This window comes from Dysgonomonas sp. 520 (assembly GCF_010501095.1).
Lineage (GTDB): Bacteria > Bacteroidota > Bacteroidia > Bacteroidales > Dysgonomonadaceae > QVMP01.
The window spans coordinates 84,905-105,286 of sequence record NZ_QVMP01000005.1 but is presented as its reverse complement, the minus strand read 5'-3'; the positions used below and the strand labels follow the sequence as shown (position 1 = coordinate 105,286).

The following is a 20,382-nucleotide window of genomic DNA, read 5'->3' as shown; positions in this document are numbered from 1 at the left end:
TTGACATATTTATAAAGCCTGCTCTTGTTTAAAGGGCAGGCTTTTATATTTTCATTATATAATATAGAGTGAAACGACGGAATCACATACTACAATTGCATTGCCGCATGTATGCCGGCACAGGTCATTTCCTTTTCGCAATATCATCATACAAGCATTGCAAGTATGCTTTCCCCTGTTTTTCGAGGAGATCAGCTCCGGAGCCTTCTTTCATTATTGATTGCCCTTTCTCGCAATCGAAAACGACTTTAGCAGTGTCGGACATCATTCCAAACCCGTTAGGGAAAGCATAGAACGCAAAACTTTTGCTCGTCGGATTCATTATATCTTTGCTGAAAGTAAAGTCTTTATAGTCAAGTTTCATCTGGCTCAGCAACGTAGCCGCAAGATCGACCTGAGAACATGCCTTATCAACTATCATTGGCTGCTTTACCGCTCCCCCCAACCATAGCATAAATACATCGTGACGGTCGGGCGACGAATGGTCTAATGTTTTCGGGTAACGCATATCATGATCGGGTATCAATATCACTAAAGTGTTATCCCATTTCGGACTTTTTTTCAGGTTATCCATAAAAATACCGAGACAACTGTCCGTATAATACACCGAATTGAGATAATCATCCTCAAATCTCTTGGTAGGGACATCGAAAGGCTCATGACTGCTTAATGTCAAAAACATTTTCAAGTAAGGCTCTTCATCCTCTTTTTGAATATCATTGGCAAGCCTTTCGAAAGTAAGAGCATCGGGCACACCCCATTTTGTTAACCTCTCACTCACAGGGAAATCTTTATCTTTCGTAATATCAGTTACTTTCTGAGCAATAATAAACGATTGCATCTGAGCAAAATCCAAATCACCTCCATACAGGAATGAACCATTATAACCGTTCTCGACCAAAGATCCGGGTATGGAGCTTAATGTCTGCATCTTATTAAAATATTTCAGGATAGACATTGTGGGTTGAGCCGGGTATCCACCCACAACCGAAACCAGACCTCTGTCCGTTCTGAAACTATTGGCATACATCTTCCTGAAAAACACACCTTCTTCCGTCAATTTATTAAGATTTGGCGCAACACCTTTCTCTCCGCCTAGTGGCTCAAGTATTTTTGCTCCGAAACTTTCCAGAACAATGAATACTATATTCGGACGGTCGGTGTTCAGTAGTTGAGGAATCGTATCGCTCGGCTCATAGTGCATCAGATCGGCAAACACGTCGTGAGCCTCCTTGTCGTCCATAAAACGATATTGCTTACTGAAATCCGTACTCAGTTTCAACGAATAGAAGATGTTGAACACAGGGTTTATAGCTGCATGATTGAGGAACATATTGTTACTGAAATAGACCGAACCGGGACTCATTGTCGCAGTGGATATACCTCCTCTGATGGGAATTATCATCAATGCCATAATGATGACAAAAACTACCGACTGAACGACTTTCGATTTTGAAGGTTCGTCCGGAAATCTATCAACTATCAGTTTACGAAGGATAAAATACTGACCAAAACTTAAAAGAATCATGATCAGCAATATACCGATTGTCTCGATAATGGAAATGCTTGCCACCACTTCTGCCGGAGATGTTATATAAGCAAACACGGTGGAGTCTATCCTGAATCCCCAGTAGGAATATAAGACTACGTCGGACAAGAAGATAATTGAAACCAAAGCACTTACGATCATAAAATACACATTGAGTATTTGTTTCAAATGCTTCACCGTGAAAAGGGAAATTACAAGTATTATGAGTGGTATCAGCACCAGATAACCTCCGGTGGAGAAGTCCATAGGCAAACCTTTCCACATTACACTAAACCAATCACCTGCACCTGTCAAGGAAGATTGTTGCCAGTGAAACACAAGAAACACAACCTTTTGGATGACGAAAAGCAGAACAAAAATCAGGTATGTTTTTATGAACAATGCTATACGGGTGTTCAATATTTGTCTATTCATGATAGTAAGTCAGATAATTATTTTTGTCACACTGAATAATGCGAGGCATGACAATGAAAAAGTGTTTTCTATTCTTTATGAAATATTGTTGCCGAAGCCTGTGCCTTGGGCATGATGAGCATATCCTGAATGTCGACGTGATCGGGCGCATTGACAGCATAAGCAATGGCGTCGGCAATATCTTCGGCCAGCAAGGGCACAAAGCCGTCATAAACTTTATCTGCCCTGTCCTTGTCTCCCTTAAACCTGACAAGGGAAAATTCTGTCTCGGCAAAACCCGGACATATCTGTGTCACTTTTATCCCGTAATTGATCAAATCCATCCTAGTGCCTTTGCTGATGGCATCTACCGCATGTTTGGTTGCGCAGTATACATTTCCGTTAGGATAAACTTCCTTTCCGGCAATGGAGGCTATATTGATAATGTGCCCCGATTTTCGCTCAACCATCTGAGGCGAAATAAGACGGGTAACGTAAAGCAACCCTTTGATATTGGTATCTATCATTCGCTCCCAATCTTCACGAACCCCTTCGTGTATCGGGTTCAGTCCAACGGCTAAACCTGCGTTGTTGATCAAAACATCAACGTTTTTCCATTTGCCTGACAGTCCTTTGAGGTTAGCCTCCACTTCCGAATATATCCTGATATCGAAACTTAGCGTCAGAACGTCTGTATGGAGATTATCCTTAATTATTTCGTCTTTCAGTTCGCCCAGTCTTTCTTTTCTGCGTCCTGTTACGATCAGGTCGAAACCATCCTTCGCCAATCTTTTCGCAGTCTCTTTTCCAATGCCGGAGGTTGCTCCGGTAATCAATGCTATTTTTCTCATTTTTTTTATATTTTAAGTAACAGATATTCTTTAAAGATTACTCCTCAAAGAATAAATGTCTTTTGCTATTATGTACCCGTGGTGCATTTAGGACTTTGATATAAACTCATTTATTATAAGATTCATATCGGTTTTGTCATTTTGAACGAAGTGAAAAATCTGTGTATTTTCAATCCAGATCCTTCGTTTTACTCAGGATGACAATATAAATATGTATTATATTTCAGCCTGTTATCTTTCATTATCTAAATGCACCACGTGCTGTTATGTTTACAAAAGCAATAAATAGGACTGAAACCTTATCTCAATTTGAGAACATCTCCTTCGGTGGGGACATATTCCTCATCCAACTTGTTGATTTTGTATAGGTTTTTAACTTTCACGCCATAGTGTTGCGATATGCTGTGCATAGATTCTCCCACTTGTACCACGTGGTCGTAATATGGCTTGTCAGCCTTATTCTTTTTCTTTTGAAAATATATTTTGTCTCCTTTGCGAAGAGGGAAATCTTCGGGAACCTCATTATACTTGCACAAATCTTTCACCTTAAATCCGAATTCGTCGGCAATATCTTCATAGGTATCGCCATCCAAAGCAAAGATATAAACTAATCCTCCTGTTTTGTACGGAGTATGCGTATAGACTCTTGGTGTTGATTCCGATTTCTTATTTTTTTCTTTCTCCTTTTTGTCTTTTTTCGATTCTTTTTTGCCGTCTGACTTGTCATACTCATAAAGTTCGTAGGTTTCTATCATTCCTATCAACTTATTGGCATAACCTTTATCCGTGGCATAACCACTTGTTTGCAAACCTTTAGCCCATCCTTTATAATCGGTGATATCCAGTTTGAAAAGAGGACTGTATCGGGCATACTTGGTAAGAAACACTGCATGGTCGTTGTAAGAATCGGCTACACTATTATAGTGCCGGAAACAATCTTTCGGACCGTCATCTTTCATGTAATATTTTTTACCCGTCCAGTCTGAGTGGCATTTTATACCAAAGTGGTTGTTGGCTTTTTTTGCCAGGCTACTTGTCCCCGCACCCGACTCCAACAACCCCTGAGCCAATGTTATACTGGCAGGGATTTTATATTTACCCATGTGTTCTATACTGACATCCTTATACAGTTTAATGTAGTCTTCGTATATTTTTACTCTTTTCTGAGCCGACAGATTGGGCGTTACAACGCATAGTAAAAATAATATCAATAAAGAATGGTTCTTGAATCTTAAAATATTTTCTTTCATATCATTTTTGTATCTTTGAATAAAACACGTACAACAATAAATATGTTTAATGTTGCGGGCAAACAAGTTGCAAATTTTGTGATGCGCAAGTAACTTGCAAGCAATGCGAATCAGTAGTTGTTCAGGATGACAAAAGATACCAAAATTTACTTTTGACACACGCCCAACAAGAAATGTATTGCACTCTTTGCATCCTTGCGGTTTACTTTATCTAAACCAACATTCTAGTTATAGTAAATCCAAATACTGATTTTGATTGATATAACTATTAAAAAATATATTATTAAAAACTTTCAATCACTTAATATTATAATATAACATGGAAAGTCTTGAAATTATTACAAAGATAAAAGTTTATAGTATAGAGTCGTGCACAGGCGAGAAGAAAAAATTGATAGAAAAAGCACGACAAGCTACCCAATCGGCATACGCTCCGTATTCTAATTATAGTGTTGGTGCGGCTGTATTGCTGAAAAATGGAGAGATAATAACAGGCAGCAATCAGGAAAACGCAGCCTATCCATCAGGTTTGTGCGCCGAAAGAACGGCATTGTTTTATGCAAATGCCCAATATCCTGATGTTGCGGTGAGTATGGTTGCGATTGCAGCTTTCAACAAAGGAAACTTCACGCCGGATGTCTGCTCTCCCTGCGGATCGTGCCGACAGGTTTTTGTGGAAGTTGAAAATCGGTTCGATACCCCCGTCACCATCTTGATGTGTAGTAAAGACAAAGTATATGAGGTAAGTTCCATCAAAGAAATCTTACCCCTTAGCTTTTCAAAGCAATCTATGTTATAGAGTTATCATTAAAGACTTATAGACCTCAATATCGTATTGTCGTGCCCGTAAACGTCATCGGCGAAATACAGGCTGCTCTGAGCGGGCATGGCAAAAACTGTATGATAATCTAATGTAACAGGTATTGTTTTGGACAGGTTAATGACATTCGGAAGTTTTTTAAGGCTTCCGTCTTTCATTTTCCGTTTGCCTTCTTCCGATTCGGGGCTTCTTTCTATCGTATATAGTATTTGGTCTTTATATAGCTTATCGTCTAGTTTCGACATACAGTATTGCGTAAAATCAATCGGTTTTTCCAACCGCACGCATCCGTGGCTTACTGCCCTGTTCTTACGTAAAAATGCTGATTGAGAAGGTGTATCATGCAAATAGACGGAGAATCTGTTGGGGAATAAGAACTTCACCCGCCCTAATGAGTTTCCGCTACCCGCACCCTGACTGATGGAGTAGTTGAATGTGCTGGAAGAGGTCTTAGACCAGTCTATACTGGCCGGATCTACTGCTTTTCCGCCCTGGCTCATGGTCATATTTCTTCGTTTCAGATAGTTCGGGTCTTTTTTTATGGAATGATATAATTCTTTCTGAGTGATACTGCGAGGCACATTCCAAACGGGATTCATGTTGACGATGTTTATATCGCTTTCCATCAATGGCGTGCGGTTAGCAACGGTGCCTACACAAACTATCATTTGCAGGGCAACTTCATTTTTGTCGTAAGCAAACAAACGGAACGGAGCCACATTTACCTCCACCCTTCTGTCGGAACGTACTTTTTTTCTCCTCCAGCGTTGACGCTCCAAGTTGGCTTGCAGCTTTTTCATATAATAACTAAGGGGGCGGTTCAGCACCTCGATTGTGGTTTTCCCGATTTCGTCATCTTCATGATATGAATTTTCTCTACGAAACTTGTTTACAGCGTCTAGCAGATCTTTTGTAAGAATATTCTTCAACGAGTCTGTTCCTGTATATGTGTAATTTCCCGTGAGCACCAAACGGTCTACTATCCTCCCGATGTTTACGTTTTCATCGTTCAGTTTGTAGCTTGCATCACCAGCTTTGGGTACAATCGTTTCCAACTTAACGCTGCTTAAACTGTCGATGGCAATCAGTTTATTTTGCATTTTCACATACATTTCGCCTTTCGGTTCCGATTTCATCATCGCTTTTATCGGACATGCCAATACCAGTTTGTTTATGTATGAAAAATACAACGAATCGGGTTGAACTACATCAATGAAATAGTCGTTCGGCATTATTTTTTTAGGATTGGTATATCCAAACTTCAAGGCTTTAACATAGTCGATGGATGCCTTTGTGGAAAGAAATTCTAACTGAGCCAGAGCTTCATAGTATTTTTCTTTCGGATATTTGTTTTCGGACAGAGAATCAACGATTTGCTCTATTCGGGTTTTATTGAACAAGTCGGACGGCAGTCCATGCTGTTTACTATTGGAAAGTATTTCGATCAAAGGTTTAAACTTTTCTTTATCAAACGATTGACCTATCCACAAGTGTTGGTTGCTATTTTCTTGATACAGATGTTTCAGCCTGTTGTCTGTGGATATATATTTCGCCAAAGAATCGTTTAGTATAGCTAAATTTATTTCTCCGTTGTTGCCCGTTGTTTCCGTAGCTTTAGAAATAGATATGCCTAGTGTTAAAAATAGTAATAGAGTTGCCCAGTGTTTCATCTTAATTTAAAGAAGTTTATGTTTTTTCAGATACAAAGATATGTTTTCTTGAAAAAATAACAATAGATATCACTATTTCATAATGTAATTAACATTAAAGTGATCCCCGCTTTTTCATATCACTTCTTTTTGTCATCCTGACCAGGCAAGATGATTAGCGCAATCTATATTTCTTCTTCTATTTTATAATTATTTCTTTCAGACGAATTGCGGGATATGATTTCGCCCAGAAAACCGGCAAGAAAAAGCTGTGTCCCCAGTATCATCATTGTCAGGGAAATATAGAAATAAGGAGAATCTGTCACTAATCTGAATGGCATCCCGTTGTTCATTGCATACAACTTCATTGCACCTACAACAATAACGGCAACCAAACCAATGAAGAACATCAAACTGCCGAGCAGTCCGAAAAAATGCATCGGTTTGCGCCCGAATTTAGACAGAAACCAGAGCGTGAGCAGGTCTAAATAGCCATTCACAAAACGGCTTAAGCCAAACTTGCTCGACCCGTATTTTCTGGCTCTGTGCTGCACTTCTTTCTCTGTTATTTTCTTGAAGCCTGCTATTTTTGCCAGATAAGGAATATTACGGTGCATATCGTTATACACCTCTATATTTTTCACAACGGCCTTACGATAGGCTTTCAATCCGCAATTGAAGTCGTGTAGTTTTATGCCCGATACTTTTCGCAGGGTATAGTTGAACAGCTTGGTAGGTATTGTTTTTGAAAGTGGATCGTACCTTTTCTTTTTCCATCCCGAAACCAGATCGTAACCATCTTCTTTAATCATTCTGTATAGTTCGGGAATTTCGTCGGGACTATCTTGAAGATCGGCATCCATTGTTATCACAACATCACCTTCGGCTTTGGCAAAACCACAATGCAGAGCCGGCGATTTTCCGTAATTTCTACGGAATTTTATGGCTTTAACATGTTCCGACCTGCTTTTCAGTTTATTTATAACCTCCCACGAATGGTCTGTGCTTCCATCGTCAACAAAGATGACTTCGTAACTGAACTTGTTTTCGTTCATTACCTTTTCTATCCATTCAAATAGTTCCGGGAGCGATTCTTCTTCGTTATACAATGGCACAACAACAGATATATCCATCTTTTGTTTCAAAATTAGTTTAAATCCGGTCTTTTTCTTCTTACAAATATACCATAAAATAATGACAATACGAATCCGTACAGGGTGCTTACATATATATTATTGATGATGTATTCGGCATTGCTTGCCAGATGGAAAGGTTTTGCCACATTTACCGATTGCGTCGGCTCACTGAATATCCTCAGTAGCTGTTCTAGAATGAGTATGCCAATCCGCCCCTGCTTCGAAAGGAAATCGGGGTTGATGAACCCGATATGGATATATATGATTATGCACTCGATGAGAGATGCGAAAAAGAAGAGCATAGTGGAAAATGCCAGACATCTTTTATACGACATAATGCCGCCTAAAGCCCTTTCCCTATATCTGTTTACCAAAACATAATATATGAGAGGGGTTCCGATATTGAGCACATTATACACATACCAAAGATGGTCGTATACATCCCAAACAATCATGAATATATATTTGAAAAGCCAAAAGACACCAAGAACAACACCATATTGCATGGCATAAGTCAGGATGTTTTTAAAAGAGTACTTTAGCTTTTTCGAATTCACCATCAGTTGAGAAAATTTGTGCAAAAGTACTAAATTCTCTCATATAAGCGAATCTGTATTTGAAATAAGTTTGCGATCAGAATTGTTTATGTCTGATATTATACCGGATAAAGCGTTATTTCATTCATTTATTCGACATCTTCCGGGTGGAGTAAAAATAACATTCTACCCCTACCCGGAAAATATTGAATAAATTACTTATTTTTTCCAGCGTTTCAATGTCGGGAAAAATTGTTTCATACCAGCGCGCGCTTCCTCCTTTGTAAATTTATTCTCAGAATCTTTATTAAATTCTTCCAGATATACGAGGCTATGATCAATCATTTCGTCCATTGTTACATCTTGGGCAAAGATTCCGTCTTTGTAGCAATAGCTGCAATATTCGGTATTTACGGATTGATCTGCGTTTGTACTGTAAAACTCGGGTGACATTGGCATCCCGCAACTTTGGCAATAAGTCTGTTCCATTTTCATTGTTTTAAGGTTAGTTATAAAACTTTCGTTTGATTCAACTTGTTTATAAAGATAGTAGAAACTTTTAAAGTTAAAAACAATGAGCAGACGTGAAGAATTGGAAAAAGAAATTAGAATTGTTCAGAAAAGAATTGCAGATGCTCCTATTGATACCCCCAAGCATGTCATGGAGTTGTGGCAAAAGGAACTGGACAGTCTCGATTTTGAATTGAATAATCTGTACGACGATGATGAAAACGAATTTTGATGTATGTTTCGATTTAAATTGATTATACTTTTCGTTTTTTATTTTGGCATTGGGGTATCATGCACTCAGAATAATAACGGATCATCAGACAAGAACAATATGAAATACAATAAACTGACACCGGAAGAGGAAGATGTTATATTGCGTAAAGGTACGGAACGACCTTATAGCGGTGAGTATCTTGACAATAAAAAGGAAGGCACGTATGTGTGCAAACGCTGCGACACACCATTGTATAAATCGTCCGACAAGTTCGATTCGCATTGCGGATGGCCATCGTTTGACGATGAAATTGCGGGAGCCGTGAAGCGTGTTCCCGACAAGGACGGAAGACGGACTGAAATAATATGTGCAAATTGTGGGGCACACCTCGGACATGTTTTTCTGGGAGAAGGATTTACCGATAAAAATACACGTCATTGTGTTAATTCAATCTCAATGAAATTTATTCCCGAAAAAAGCAAGACAATCAGGAAGGCATATTTTGCGTCGGGTTGTTTCTGGGGTACTGAATATTACTTCATGAAGGCGAATGGAGTGAAACACACTGCCGTCGGATTTATGGGCGGGCATGTCGACAATCCCAGTTACAAGGAAGTGAGCGGAAAGAAAACCGGTCATCTGGAAACTACGGAGGTGGAGTATGACACAACAAAAACGAGTTACGAAGATTTGGTTAAACTCTTTTTCGAGACTCACGATTTCACGCAAACCGATGGGCAAGGTCCGGATATAGGACCTCAATATTTGTCCTGCATCTTTTATTCGGATGAAAATGAGAAAGCGATAGCACAAAAATATATCGACATTCTGCAATCAAAAGGTTACAAGGTGGCAACAAAACTGGTTGCGGCATCAACATTTTGGAAAGCTGAGGATTACCACCAGCAATATTACCTGCACAAAGGCACCACACCATACTGCCATGTTTACAGAAAGATATTTGATTAAAGGGTGTTGAAAATATTTTTGAAAGAGTTGTACAAGTAAAATATTTGAGTACCTTTGTATCATAAAATAAAGGAGTTAACTAAAATCTGTCACTGGGTAAGTGACGGATTTTGTTGTTTCAAGGGGCGTAATTCTACACGATTAAACTCCTTGTTTTTTCGTCTTATCTGCGAAGGAGAAGACCCCAGATTTCTATGGCAAAACTCATTGAAGTGAGACAAGGTGGCAAACTTGTGGCTGGTGCTTATCTGTTTCAAACTCATACTTGTCAGGCAAATATCCCTGAACACTTGTTTTGCCTTATTATCTTTCATCCAAGTGTATGCCGACATTCCAAAAGCTCTTCGGAATCGTTTATTGAACCCCGAATAACTGTAATTCATTACTTGCGCCAATTGCCTGACGGAGCGAATGTTGCGCGAATGTATGCCTACCTGTTCGATGAACACCATGTCTTGATTGGGCAAGAACTTGAAAAAGTTTTGCAATACAGTTTCAGGATAAAAACTCCTAAGTATGTACCCGAATTCCCTTAGCTTCAAATCGTCCAGATAGCTATCGTTAATTCTGCTGTCCTGATATACCTTGACTGTTTGCAGAAAGTTATTTACAACGCTCTTTACGGGCAGAACGGTGTAGTTGTCGGCAGTCGTCCCTATGCTACGAAAAAGAGGCGAAAGAATATCGCAGAGTCCCGACCGGTTTGCAAATCGTATCAGAACTATGTTAGACTCATCTTCCGTCGTTAGGGAGACTTCATCTCTAAAAGAATAAAACGCCATTTTAGAAGAGGGAATTTCAATCCCCGAAGAATTACAACATACCTTTCCTTGTGCGACCAATATTATCTTGTTTTCTCCTGAGGGAAAACACCACTCTTTTCCTTGCTCCAAATCCAAGAAAACAATTGGTTTGTCATTATCAGCTTTGATCATTATAAAGTTGTTTAAGTATTAAAAAATCAGCGTGTTTAACTAAAAACACACAAGCCTTATTTTTATCAGTTTTTCCAATTCGCGTATCAGTCATACGTAAACAATTATCCATCAGTATGTTACTGGGGAAATAAAGCATTTTATCCCCTCGACGGATAACACACGTTTAACAAATTACTTACCGGGTTGTACTATTGCCTTTCCGCGATTAATTAAACCTCTGAATATAAAGAACTTCCCACCAAGCATTAGCTTCCTCCGTCACTTACCCAGTGACAGATATGCAAAGGGTTAAAACAGAAATATTTAACACAACAAACAACATTAGAAACTTATGAAAAAGAGCAGTTTAATTTTATTGATTTTTTTAGCCGTTACGGCACTCAAAGCACAGGTGGGAGTGAACACGGAATCGCCTCAGGGAGTATTTCATATTGATGCGGCACGCAACACGAGCGGAAACACAAATGTTGCAGACGATGTGGTGGTGGATGCTCAAGGCAGAGTCGGAGTTGGGACGAACAATCCTCAGACAAAGGTGGATATCAGAAGCAGCACCCAAGGTGGTGGCTTCCGCTTGCAGGATGGATCGCAAGCCGATGGACGGGTACTTACTTCTGATGCAAGTGGTAATGCCAAATGGCGGTCTCATGGAATACAAACAGTTAATGCTGTTTGGAATGGAGATTCAACTTTTGTTATAGCAGATACAACCACACAGTTCTTCCTCAGTACAGGGACGACCTTAACCTTGCCTTCGGGAAGATGGCTTGTACAAGTAGCATTTCTTGTAGCACATAAATATCCAATTACAAATCCTATGACCTCTCCTTATTGGATTCGATCCTCATTCACGGATGGCATCGTCCCTATGGGAACAAGAATGCCGGTAACTACCGCCACTTATACTTCTGATTTTGAAGGTAATAATAGGCTGGTTGCAGGTGTAGGATATGGACTTTACAATACAGCGGTTGGTTCTGTTGTTCTTAACAATGCTACGAATGCGAATAAAACATATACATTTATAGTTGGAAATGTCAATAAACTGACTACCGCTCCAGCTTTCGAGTTTGGAAGAATAGGGCAAGGCCTTTGGCTTGAAGACAACATCACAGCTATAAAAATTCAGGATTAGTAAATCTATCAGCCATTAAATATATTTAAGATACGAGAATCGCATCTTTCCTTGTTCTCCGGGGTTTGTAACCCCGGAACAAAAATCCGGATAGTAGCCAAACATGGGATTGCAAATCCCATGCGACAAAAAAAATAAAGGAAACATCTTTCAATTAAGATGTTTCCTTTTTATATATCGAAAAACAGTATTCCTGAAATACGCCCGTTTGAATTATTCCCGTTTCTAAAAAACTTATTTCATTATATTGGCTTGAGCTTCCTCGCTGGCCTTAGGCTGTAATGTTTTTGCATAAAGGTCTTTGTCGTTCAGCACTTCAATTGCCTTTTTCACCACATTGTCGTTCCTCAATTGAACAATCGTTTCACCCCTGTTGTAATAGTAACGTTTTGCGATTTCCATGTTCAAATATTCAACAATGTCGTTTTTGAATGTCTCCAAATCCCTGTCCAAGTCGGGGACAAGCTTTGCTTCCAATGCTTTAAATTCATCCTCGGCAGTTTTCATGTAACCTTCAAATTCCATTATTTCTTTGAGGGTACTCATCGTTTTTTCGCTAGTCTGATCGTATTTAAAGTCTTTTGTTTTCACAAACGCTTTAAACTCTTCATAGTCTTTGTCCGAAATGCTGAACTCGTTTGCCGATGCAATTTTAGGATTCTTCTCAGTCCAGATAGTAGCAAAATCAAACACGATATTTTGATTAATAAGATAATAGAGCATGCTCGGATATTTCTCCGGCTCCAATTCAAAATCGGGCGAGATACCACCGCCGTCCCTGACTTCACGCCCTGACGCTGTTTTAAACACATGAGTCAGGCTATCGGGAATACGTCCCACACTACCGTCTTCGTTCCGGTGAGTGTAGTCAATCGCCTGAATACACCTGCCGCTCGGTATGTAGTATTTAGAACTTGTTATTTTCAGGCTTGCACCATAAGGCAACTCTCTGGTCATCTGCACCAATCCCTTGCCAAAAGTCCGCTGCCCTAAAATTACAGCCCTGTCCATATCCTGCAACGATCCGGAAAGAATTTCGGAAGAAGAAGCCGACCCTCTGTCAACCAATATGGCAATAGGAATTTCCGTATCAATCGGGGCTAAAGTAGTCCGGTATGTTCTTTCGGCTTGTTTCATCTTCCCTTTGGTTGTAAGAACAACTTCGCCTTTGGGCACAAAGAAGTTTACGATCTGTATCGCATCATCCAGCAGTCCGCCCGAATTGCCTCTTATGTCTATAATAAGCGATGTTATGCCTTGACTTTTCAAATCGAGAAATGCGTTTTTCACTTCAGAAGCACTTTTATCCGTAAATCCTGAAAAAGAAATATATCCCACATTGTCGGATAGCACTCCGTAGTAAGGCACTGCGCCAACGTGGATTAATTCACGCTTAACCTTGAACTCCATCGGTTTCTTTTTGCCAACACGTTCAATCTTTACCACTACCTCCGTACCGGCTTGTCCTTTCAATGAAGTACTTACTTTATTAGATAGCTCACGACCAATTTTGTCAACCGAACCATCCTTCACCATATCTTCACCATCAATCGAAAGAATTATATCCCCGGCTTTCAGTCCCGATTTTGCGGCAGGCATATTTTCGTAAGGCTCTGTTATCATCACAGCCACTTTTCCGTTATGCTCCCGTGCCAGAATGTACGAACCTATACCGGCATATTCGCCAGTTGTCATGAACTTGAAATCGTCCATTTCTTCTTCCATGATGAAGTTGGTGTAAGGATCGAGATTAGATAACATCCCGGTTATCGCAGTCTTCACATTCTTCTCTACATCAATGGAATCGACATAGTAAATATCTAAATCCCTCAGTGTGGAGTTGAAAATTTCGATGTATTTATTTATATCAAAATATTTTTTATCATTCTCCTGAGCATTTGCTCTGAATGACAAAATGGAAAGTAATGCTATCAATAAAACGGCCTTTCTTTTCATATATAATCTGCTAAATGATGAAACTGAATATTCTTTCAAACTAAAAACGAACAAAGAAACAACTTTTTATTAACAAATCAACTTAACATATTGTTATATCTTTCTAAAAAAATAAGATCGAGGCATCTTTATTATTGTACAAAAAAACGAGACTATCCGAATAGATAGCCTCGCCCGTTTTTCATATTTCAAAGAAACAGATTACTTATTCATAATGTCAACCTGTTGTCTTACCGATTCTTCGTGAATTGCCTCCAGCACAACACGCATAAACTCAGGATTCATACCCATCTCCGAAGCCTGATTGATACGCTTCGTAAGGATTTCATCGTAACGGTTGGTTTGAACAATCGTCATATTATGTTCTTTCTTGAAAGTACCTATTTCCTGAGATACACGCATACGCTTTGCCAACAACTCCAACAACTGATCGTCCAATTCGTCAATCTGTTTTCTCAACGCCGACAAGTCTTCCGTTGTTTGCTTGCTGTCTCTGATAACCAACGAATCCATTATCTCCTTCAATTTGGCTGGCGTAACTTGTTGAGAAGCATCGCTCCAAGCCTCATCCGGATTACAATGCGTTTCGATGATAAGTCCGTCGAAATTCAAATCCATTGCTTGTTGAGACAATGGCAATACCAAATCCCGCTTCCCGCCGATGTGGCTAGGGTCGCATATTATGGGCAGGTTAGGATATCTGCGTTTCAATTCGATCGGGATGTGCCATTGAGGCAAGTTGCGGTATATTTTTTTGTCGTAAGAACTGAATCCACGATGTATTGCTCCCAGTTTTTTCAATCCTGCATTGCTTAATCTTTCCAAAGCTCCAATCCACAATTCAAGATCGGGATTAACCGGATTTTTTACAAGCACGGGAATATCAACACCTTTCAATGCGTCTGCAATTTCCTGTACGGCAAAAGGGTTAGCTGTTGTGCGTGCACCCACCCAAAGCAGGTCTACACCATATTTCAAAGCCTCGTATACATGTTTTTCGGTTGCCACTTCCGTGGAAACATACATGCCTGTTTCTTGCTTAACCTTTTTCAGCCATTGCAATCCCTCACTGCCTACACCTTCAAAACCTCCCGGTTTGGTACGAGGTTTCCAGATACCGGCTCTTAGTATTTTTACTCCGTTGGCTGCAAGTTCTTTTGTAGTTTTCATTACCTGCTCTTCTGTTTCGGCACTACATGGACCTGCTATCAGGAATGGGCGTTTCGCATCCATTCCGGGCAACAAAATTGACTCTAATTCCATTTGCTTATATAATTTTTGTTACTATTTTACCCTAATTACGCTAAATAAGACAGGAAACAACCTTTTTATCTTACAAATCTCGCAAAGATACTCAAAGGTAGGAATTTTCCTGAATCTTCCGGTATAATTAACTCTCCATATTCGCATTTTTTTACATCAGGAAAGTAGTCTTTTATCAGGTTTGCCGCTATCACAGCCGAAAAACCCATCGAATAGAGGTTAAGGATAAGGAAAGAGTTTTTCTTTTCGAGCAATTCTCCGCACAAGGACATCAATTCGGCAATATTATCCTCCAGAATCCATCTTTCTCCATCAGGACCTCTTCCATAGGCGGGAGGGTCGAGAATGATTCCATTATATCTTTTACCCCTTTTAACCTCTCGTCGGCAAAACTTCAATGCGTCTTCCACAATCCACCGGATTCCATCCAAACCGGAAGCCTCCATGTTTTCGCGCGACCACGTGATAACTTGCTTCACCGAATCGACATGAGTCACGTCAGCCCCTGCGCTTTTCGCAGCAATAGAAGCTCCTCCTGTATATGCAAAAAGATTCAACACTTTGGGTTCAGGAGCATTAAAATTCTTTATCGTATCATATATAAAGTTCCAGTTTTCAGCTTGTTCCGGAAATATCCCGACATGCTTGAAGGAAGTCAAACCTAAACGAAATTTCAAGTGCATGTCTTTGTAATCATATTTCACAAACCATTGGTCGGGCATACTTTTTTTCTGTTTCCACTCGCCTCTTTCATTTCCGTCTTGCGACGATTTTCCTTTTTCGCGGGTGAAAGTTGCATTTGCCATTTGTTGCCACTCTTCTTCCGACAGTGATTTCGTCCAAACTGCCTGAGGTTCGGGGCGTGAGACTATGAATTTGCCAAAACGTTCCAGTTTTTCGTAATTACCGGAATCTATAAGTTTATAATCTGTCCAATGTTTAGGTTCGAGAAGATGCATAAATAGCTGATATATGAAATTTAACAGCACAAAGATATTAATAAAGTGAGTGTTTTTGGTATCCTGTTCCGATAAAGTGCAGAAAAATAATGAGAAACCAAAATGTCACCCTTTTTAAAATCATTTGTACCCCCTTAGCCATCTTTCGGTTTCTATTTTTGTGTTATCTAATATCATCCAGGCGGGACATTCTATTTAAATTTAAATCATTATACCTATGAGAAAAAAAATTACACAATTAAGATTATTATTCGTCAGCTTTATGCTGATGGGTGTTTTAGGAGTGAATGGGCAAGATTACAAGCTGTTTACAACTAATGAAGTTATTTATACTACAATAGCAAATATTGCAGCCGAATCTGATTGGGTTGAAGGAAAGTCATATACTGAAAGAAAAAGCCAAGATGTTACTAATCTGAACCCAGAAACAGATTTAGCATATACCAGTTCTACAAAATTAGATGGTATATATGTGAAAAGCGTAGATACTAGAAGTGCTTGGTTCTATATAACAGGTGTGGAACGCGTAGTTATCTATTACCAATCTTCATCTACATCAAACAGGACTCTCACAGCAGACCTTATCCCGAGTGATGGAAGCGTAACTCTTTCAAATTCTGTCGCTTCAGCAAAAGTGGCTGGTGCTTCTTTCAGTGTTACTGGTCTTGATGCTTCTAAAAAATATATATTGAAGCCTTATGCGTCAGGAGATATGATGATATATGCTATCAAATTCATTGTTCCCGCCGCAACTGGTACAAATAGCCTGACAACAAGTGTTTATCCTGAAAATGCAGGAACAGTTACTGTTGATCCTGAAAAAACATTATATTCCGCAACTGATGTAGTAACTCTCACTCCTACTCCTAAAGAAGGCTACGAGTTTGTTAACTGGACTGGAACTGATGCTGCAGATGTTGTTAATACAGATGGAGTGTATACAATAACTATGGATGGAAACAAAGAGGTTGTAGCAAACTTCACTGAAATAACAACACCATCACTTTCGGCAACTGAGTCTAGCCTTTCAGGATTTGAATACGAAGAAGGTAAAGGACCTTCTGCATCTCAAACATTTAGTCTTTCAGGTGTTGCACTGACAGCAGGCACAATCACAATTACAGCACCAACTGGATTTGAGGTTTCCACAGATGATGAGAATTTTGGATCAACTGCAACTATTTCAGCTACTAACGGTTCGTTAGCTGCAACTCTTGTTTATGTAAAACTTGTTGATGAAGCTGTAGGAACATATAATGGTGATATTACTATTTCCGGCACCAATGTTGGCGTAACAACTCCAATTACTGTAGCTTGTGAGGGAGAAGTTACTGCAGCCGATACATTTATTGCCATAAAAGCATCCGATTTAGTTTCTAAATCATGGACATCTGCAGATTTTGTTCTTGCTGATTACTCCGGTAACACAACAGTCTATTCAACAGACAACTATACAATGAAGATAGATGTTAATAACAAGACTGTAAAAATTAGCAAAGATGGAATAAGAATTAGTGGATCTGATACACGGGTTTCCGTAAAACTAGATGGCGCTTTTTTCGTTTATGCCACAGTTGTAGGTGCTGGTGACTCCAGAAAATTTAGATTTTACGAAGATAATGTTCAAAAAGTAGAACATGTCTTTGGTACAGAAGAAACAACATTTGTGTATTATTATGATGGCACAGCTACTGAGCAGTTAATTAGTGTTGGAATTAATAGTAGTGCCTTTATCAAAGAACTTAAAGTTATCCCTGCAGTTTCTCTAACAGTTGAGTGTGATGGACAAGCTGTTAAAAACGGCGAAGTATGTCACTACTACCTTGACGAAGATGTAGATAAAGATACAAAAGTTGTAGTTAGCGAAACGGTATCAATGTATCCTCTTAATGCTACAATCACCCTAACAGCAACACCTAGTACGGATTACTACCTAAAAAACTGGACAGGACATGCTGCTTCCGAAAGTTCTAGCAACACAACTAGTCAACTATTGATGGATGGACCTAAAACTGTTGGTGCTGAATTTGACATAACAACCGGAATAGACAACACAACCTCATCTAAAGCTGTTGTATCCGTGAAATACTATACAGTTACGGGTGTTGAAGTAGCAGAAGATGCTAAAGGACTTGTTATCGTAAAAACAACCTACGAAGATGGTTCGATAGAAACAGCGAAAAGAATATTGGAATAAGATAAAAGTTTAAAATATTCTAAATTTCATCAAAAGGCTATCTCTGCAATAGTGAAGATAGCCTTTGTTCTTTTGTTTTTCAATTTATGTATTCCGAGTCAGAACCTTATCTCTAAAACATCTTTAAACTATGGAAAAAAACAGACCTGTATCTCTCAAAGATCTGGCAAAAGAATTGGGCGTTTCCATTTCCACAGTTTCCCGCGCATTGAAAAATAGTCCCGAAATAGGAGCGGAATTGAAAAAACGCATCAAAAAGCTGGCAAAAGAAAGAAACTATCGTCCTAATCCATTCGCTATGAGTCTGTTGAAAAACTCGCCCCGGATTATTGGCATTCTGGTACCCGACATCGTCACTCACTTCTATGCCTCGATAATCAGTGGGATAACCGATATTGCACGGGCAAACAACTACTCGGTAATAATAAGTTCATCTTACGAACAATACGAATTGGAAAAGCAAAGCCTCGAGGATTTCATAAACCTTCGGGTGGAAGGCATTATAGCTTGCCTTGCTCAGGAAACCACCGACTACAGCCACTTCGAAGAACTTGTCAACCAGAATATCCCTACGGTTTTTTTCGACAGGATTTGCCTCACCGACAAGTTTTCGTCCGTAATAACAGACAATGCCGAATCGGCGCAAAAAGCCACGCAACACCTGCTCGAAACAGGCTCGAAACGGGTAGCTTTCATCGGTGGAGGGAATCACCTCGAAATTGTAAAACAACGTAAACATGGCTATTTGCAAGCTCTTAGAGAAAAAAACATTCCGATAGAAAAAGAACTTGTCTTTTGCAAAAAGATAGGTTTCGACTACGGATACGAAGGCGCATGCAAGCTACTGTCACTACCTCAGCCGCCCGATGCCATACTGGCAATGAACGATAGCCTGGCCTTTGGCGCAATGAAAGCGATAAAGAAACACAACCTGAGAATTCCCGAAGATGTGTCTCTGATCGGCTACACCGACGAACTTCATTCCAACTACGTAGACCCTGCATTAACTTCTATGACACATCAGACCTATAAGATGGGAGAAGAATCATGCAAGTTGCTGTTAAGACATATCAGAGGAAACGAAAAGCCCAAACATATAACCATTCCTGCGCTTCTAACCATAAGAGAATCTTCCATAAAAAAAGGAGATTAACTTCGTGTCAACCTCCTTCTTCTTTATTTTTCCGAAAACAGATGGGGAATCTTTCCTTTCGCCCCTTTGTAATATGCTTTTATCTTTGGCATGTCCGTTTCAATATCTCCACTTGGGGTCAGGACGTCTTTAAAATAAACCGTCTTATCGCCGTAATCAAGAACAGCGATCAGAATAGGGACTTTCGCACCCAAAGCAATATAGTAGAATCCTTTTTTCCAATCCGCATTATATTTTCGTGTGCCTTCGGGAGTTATGGCAATACGAAACTCGTCTCGTTTGGCAAATTCTTCTGCCAACTGCTCCGTAAGGGAGTTTTTCTTACTCCTGTCTACGGGTATGCCTCCCATTGCCCTAAACAACAGGTTCAGAGGAAAAAAGAACCAGCTTTTCTTCATCAAGAAGTTCGCCTTCTTTCCCATAGCTCCGTATATCATCTTGCCTACAATCAGGTCCCAGTTGCTGGTATGAGGAGCCACGCATATAATGCACTTCGAGGGAGATTTTACTTCCTCAACAATTTTCCAACCTAAAAATTTAAGAATGAAACTATAAATTTTTCTCATCCTTTTTCTTATGCAAGTTTACTTAACTTCCCGCCCAGCTCATTTACGGCTTGTTTGAGATCTGTTCTCACCCCGGCATAATATTTCTTAGGATTTTCTCCGGCGTTTTTCCTCCCTGCATTCATCTTGTCAGACAGCTGCATGTGCACACCTTCTATCTCGTTTATCAACTCGTCAGCTTTTGCCGTGTCTGCATCAATCACAAATGTTTTATAGAAAAAACATTCGGTATAAAGCGCAACCATCGATTCGTGTATTTCTTTTTTTAGTGATCGTTTACTGCTCATAATTCTCGTTAATTATTAGATACTTCTTTCCTGAAAGAAAGATAAATTTAT

The 20,382-nt window shown here is 39.6% G+C and carries 19 protein-coding genes; 6 read left to right on the top strand and 13 right to left on the bottom strand.

The features are described 5' to 3' along the window. Positions 1-124: 124 nt before the first annotated feature. The 3 genes from D0T56_RS04155 to D0T56_RS04145 form a co-directional block, all read right to left on the bottom strand. The gene (locus tag D0T56_RS04155; RefSeq protein ID WP_163318876.1) at positions 125-1,963 is read right to left on the bottom strand and encodes an LTA synthase family protein; all 1,839 of its coding nucleotides are present in this window, start codon (positions 1,961-1,963) and stop codon (positions 125-127) included. Positions 1,964-2,031: 68 nt separating this feature from the next. Then, on the bottom strand, positions 2,032-2,793 hold the full coding sequence (locus D0T56_RS04150; protein WP_163318875.1) for an SDR family NAD(P)-dependent oxidoreductase: 762 nt from the start codon (positions 2,791-2,793) through the stop codon (positions 2,032-2,034). Positions 2,794-3,092: 299 nt separating this feature from the next. Further along, positions 3,093-4,043, bottom strand: coding sequence for a glucosaminidase domain-containing protein (locus D0T56_RS04145; RefSeq protein ID WP_163318874.1), 951 nt, complete (start codon positions 4,041-4,043; stop codon positions 3,093-3,095). Positions 4,044-4,362: 319 nt separating this feature from the next. Between D0T56_RS04145 and cdd the strand changes: the two genes are divergently transcribed. Then, entirely contained in the window at positions 4,363-4,842 is a 480-nt protein-coding gene (gene cdd / locus D0T56_RS04140; RefSeq protein ID WP_163318873.1) for a cytidine deaminase, read from the top strand. An 8-nt stretch (positions 4,843-4,850) separates the two neighbouring features. On the opposite strand, the gene D0T56_RS04135 is transcribed toward cdd, so the two are convergent. The 4 genes from D0T56_RS04135 to D0T56_RS04120 form a co-directional block, all read right to left on the bottom strand. Next, positions 4,851-6,533, bottom strand: a complete 1,683-nt coding sequence (locus tag D0T56_RS04135) for a L,D-transpeptidase family protein (RefSeq protein ID WP_163318872.1) — start codon at positions 6,531-6,533, stop codon at positions 4,851-4,853. 164 nt (positions 6,534-6,697) lie between these two features. Beyond that, on the bottom strand, positions 6,698-7,645 hold the full coding sequence (locus D0T56_RS04130; RefSeq protein WP_163318871.1) for a glycosyltransferase family 2 protein: 948 nt from the start codon (positions 7,643-7,645) through the stop codon (positions 6,698-6,700). A 14-nt stretch (positions 7,646-7,659) separates the two neighbouring features. After that, positions 7,660-8,208 carry a DUF4199 domain-containing protein gene (locus tag D0T56_RS04125; protein ID WP_163318870.1) on the bottom strand — a complete coding sequence of 183 codons (549 nt, stop codon included), beginning with the start codon at positions 8,206-8,208 and terminating at the stop codon, positions 7,660-7,662. Positions 8,209-8,403: 195 nt separating this feature from the next. Then, the gene (locus tag D0T56_RS04120) at positions 8,404-8,673 is read right to left on the bottom strand and encodes a zinc ribbon domain-containing protein (RefSeq protein WP_163318904.1); all 270 of its coding nucleotides are present in this window, start codon (positions 8,671-8,673) and stop codon (positions 8,404-8,406) included. Between the two features lie 85 nt (positions 8,674-8,758). Here D0T56_RS04120 and D0T56_RS16590 point away from each other — a divergent pair, with 85 nt between their 5' ends. Then, complete coding sequence (locus D0T56_RS16590; protein WP_185153831.1) at positions 8,759-8,926, top strand: hypothetical protein; 168 nt, start codon at positions 8,759-8,761, stop codon at positions 8,924-8,926. 99 nt (positions 8,927-9,025) lie between these two features. Continuing rightward, entirely contained in the window at positions 9,026-9,877 is an 852-nt protein-coding gene (locus D0T56_RS04115; protein WP_221412332.1) for a bifunctional methionine sulfoxide reductase B/A protein, read from the top strand. A gap of 89 nt (positions 9,878-9,966) precedes the next feature. Here D0T56_RS04115 and D0T56_RS04110 read toward each other — a convergent pair whose 3' ends face one another. Further along, a complete protein-coding gene (locus tag D0T56_RS04110) occupies positions 9,967-10,812 on the bottom strand; it encodes a helix-turn-helix domain-containing protein (RefSeq protein WP_163318868.1) in 846 nt (281 codons plus the stop codon). A gap of 334 nt (positions 10,813-11,146) precedes the next feature. Between D0T56_RS04110 and D0T56_RS04105 the strand changes: the two genes are divergently transcribed. Continuing rightward, a complete protein-coding gene (locus tag D0T56_RS04105) occupies positions 11,147-11,950 on the top strand; it encodes a hypothetical protein (protein ID WP_163318867.1) in 804 nt (267 codons plus the stop codon). Positions 11,951-12,184: 234 nt separating this feature from the next. Here the strand turns inward: D0T56_RS04105 and D0T56_RS04100 are convergent, their stop codons facing one another. The 3 genes from D0T56_RS04100 to D0T56_RS04090 all read right to left on the bottom strand — a co-directional run bounded on the left by D0T56_RS04100 (position 12,185) and on the right by D0T56_RS04090 (position 16,128). Then, positions 12,185-13,906 (bottom strand): S41 family peptidase, encoded by a 1,722-nt coding sequence (locus D0T56_RS04100; RefSeq protein ID WP_163318866.1) that lies wholly within the window; start codon positions 13,904-13,906, stop codon positions 12,185-12,187. A 201-nt stretch (positions 13,907-14,107) separates the two neighbouring features. Beyond that, positions 14,108-15,169 carry a bifunctional 3-deoxy-7-phosphoheptulonate synthase/chorismate mutase type II gene (locus D0T56_RS04095; RefSeq protein WP_163318865.1) on the bottom strand — a complete coding sequence of 354 codons (1,062 nt, stop codon included), beginning with the start codon at positions 15,167-15,169 and terminating at the stop codon, positions 14,108-14,110. Between the two features lie 65 nt (positions 15,170-15,234). After that, the gene (locus D0T56_RS04090; protein ID WP_163318864.1) at positions 15,235-16,128 is read right to left on the bottom strand and encodes a class I SAM-dependent methyltransferase; all 894 of its coding nucleotides are present in this window, start codon (positions 16,126-16,128) and stop codon (positions 15,235-15,237) included. Between the two features lie 217 nt (positions 16,129-16,345). Between D0T56_RS04090 and D0T56_RS04085 the strand changes: the two genes are divergently transcribed. Together D0T56_RS04085 and D0T56_RS04080 are read left to right on the top strand one after the other, a co-directional pair. After that, positions 16,346-18,325 carry a hypothetical protein gene (locus D0T56_RS04085; protein ID WP_163318863.1) on the top strand — a complete coding sequence of 660 codons (1,980 nt, stop codon included), beginning with the start codon at positions 16,346-16,348 and terminating at the stop codon, positions 18,323-18,325. Between the two features lie 130 nt (positions 18,326-18,455). Beyond that, positions 18,456-19,478: a LacI family DNA-binding transcriptional regulator gene (locus D0T56_RS04080; RefSeq protein ID WP_163318862.1), complete on the top strand. Its 1,023-nt coding sequence runs from the start codon at positions 18,456-18,458 to the stop codon at positions 19,476-19,478. A 23-nt stretch (positions 19,479-19,501) separates the two neighbouring features. Here the strand turns inward: D0T56_RS04080 and D0T56_RS04075 are convergent, their stop codons facing one another. Together D0T56_RS04075 and D0T56_RS04070 are read right to left on the bottom strand one after the other, a co-directional pair. Further along, entirely contained in the window at positions 19,502-20,044 is a 543-nt protein-coding gene (locus tag D0T56_RS04075; protein ID WP_163318861.1) for a 1-acyl-sn-glycerol-3-phosphate acyltransferase, read from the bottom strand. Between the two features lie 8 nt (positions 20,045-20,052). Further along, positions 20,053-20,331, bottom strand: coding sequence for a hypothetical protein (locus tag D0T56_RS04070; protein ID WP_163318860.1), 279 nt, complete (start codon positions 20,329-20,331; stop codon positions 20,053-20,055). Between the last annotated feature and the right edge of the window lie 51 nt (positions 20,332-20,382).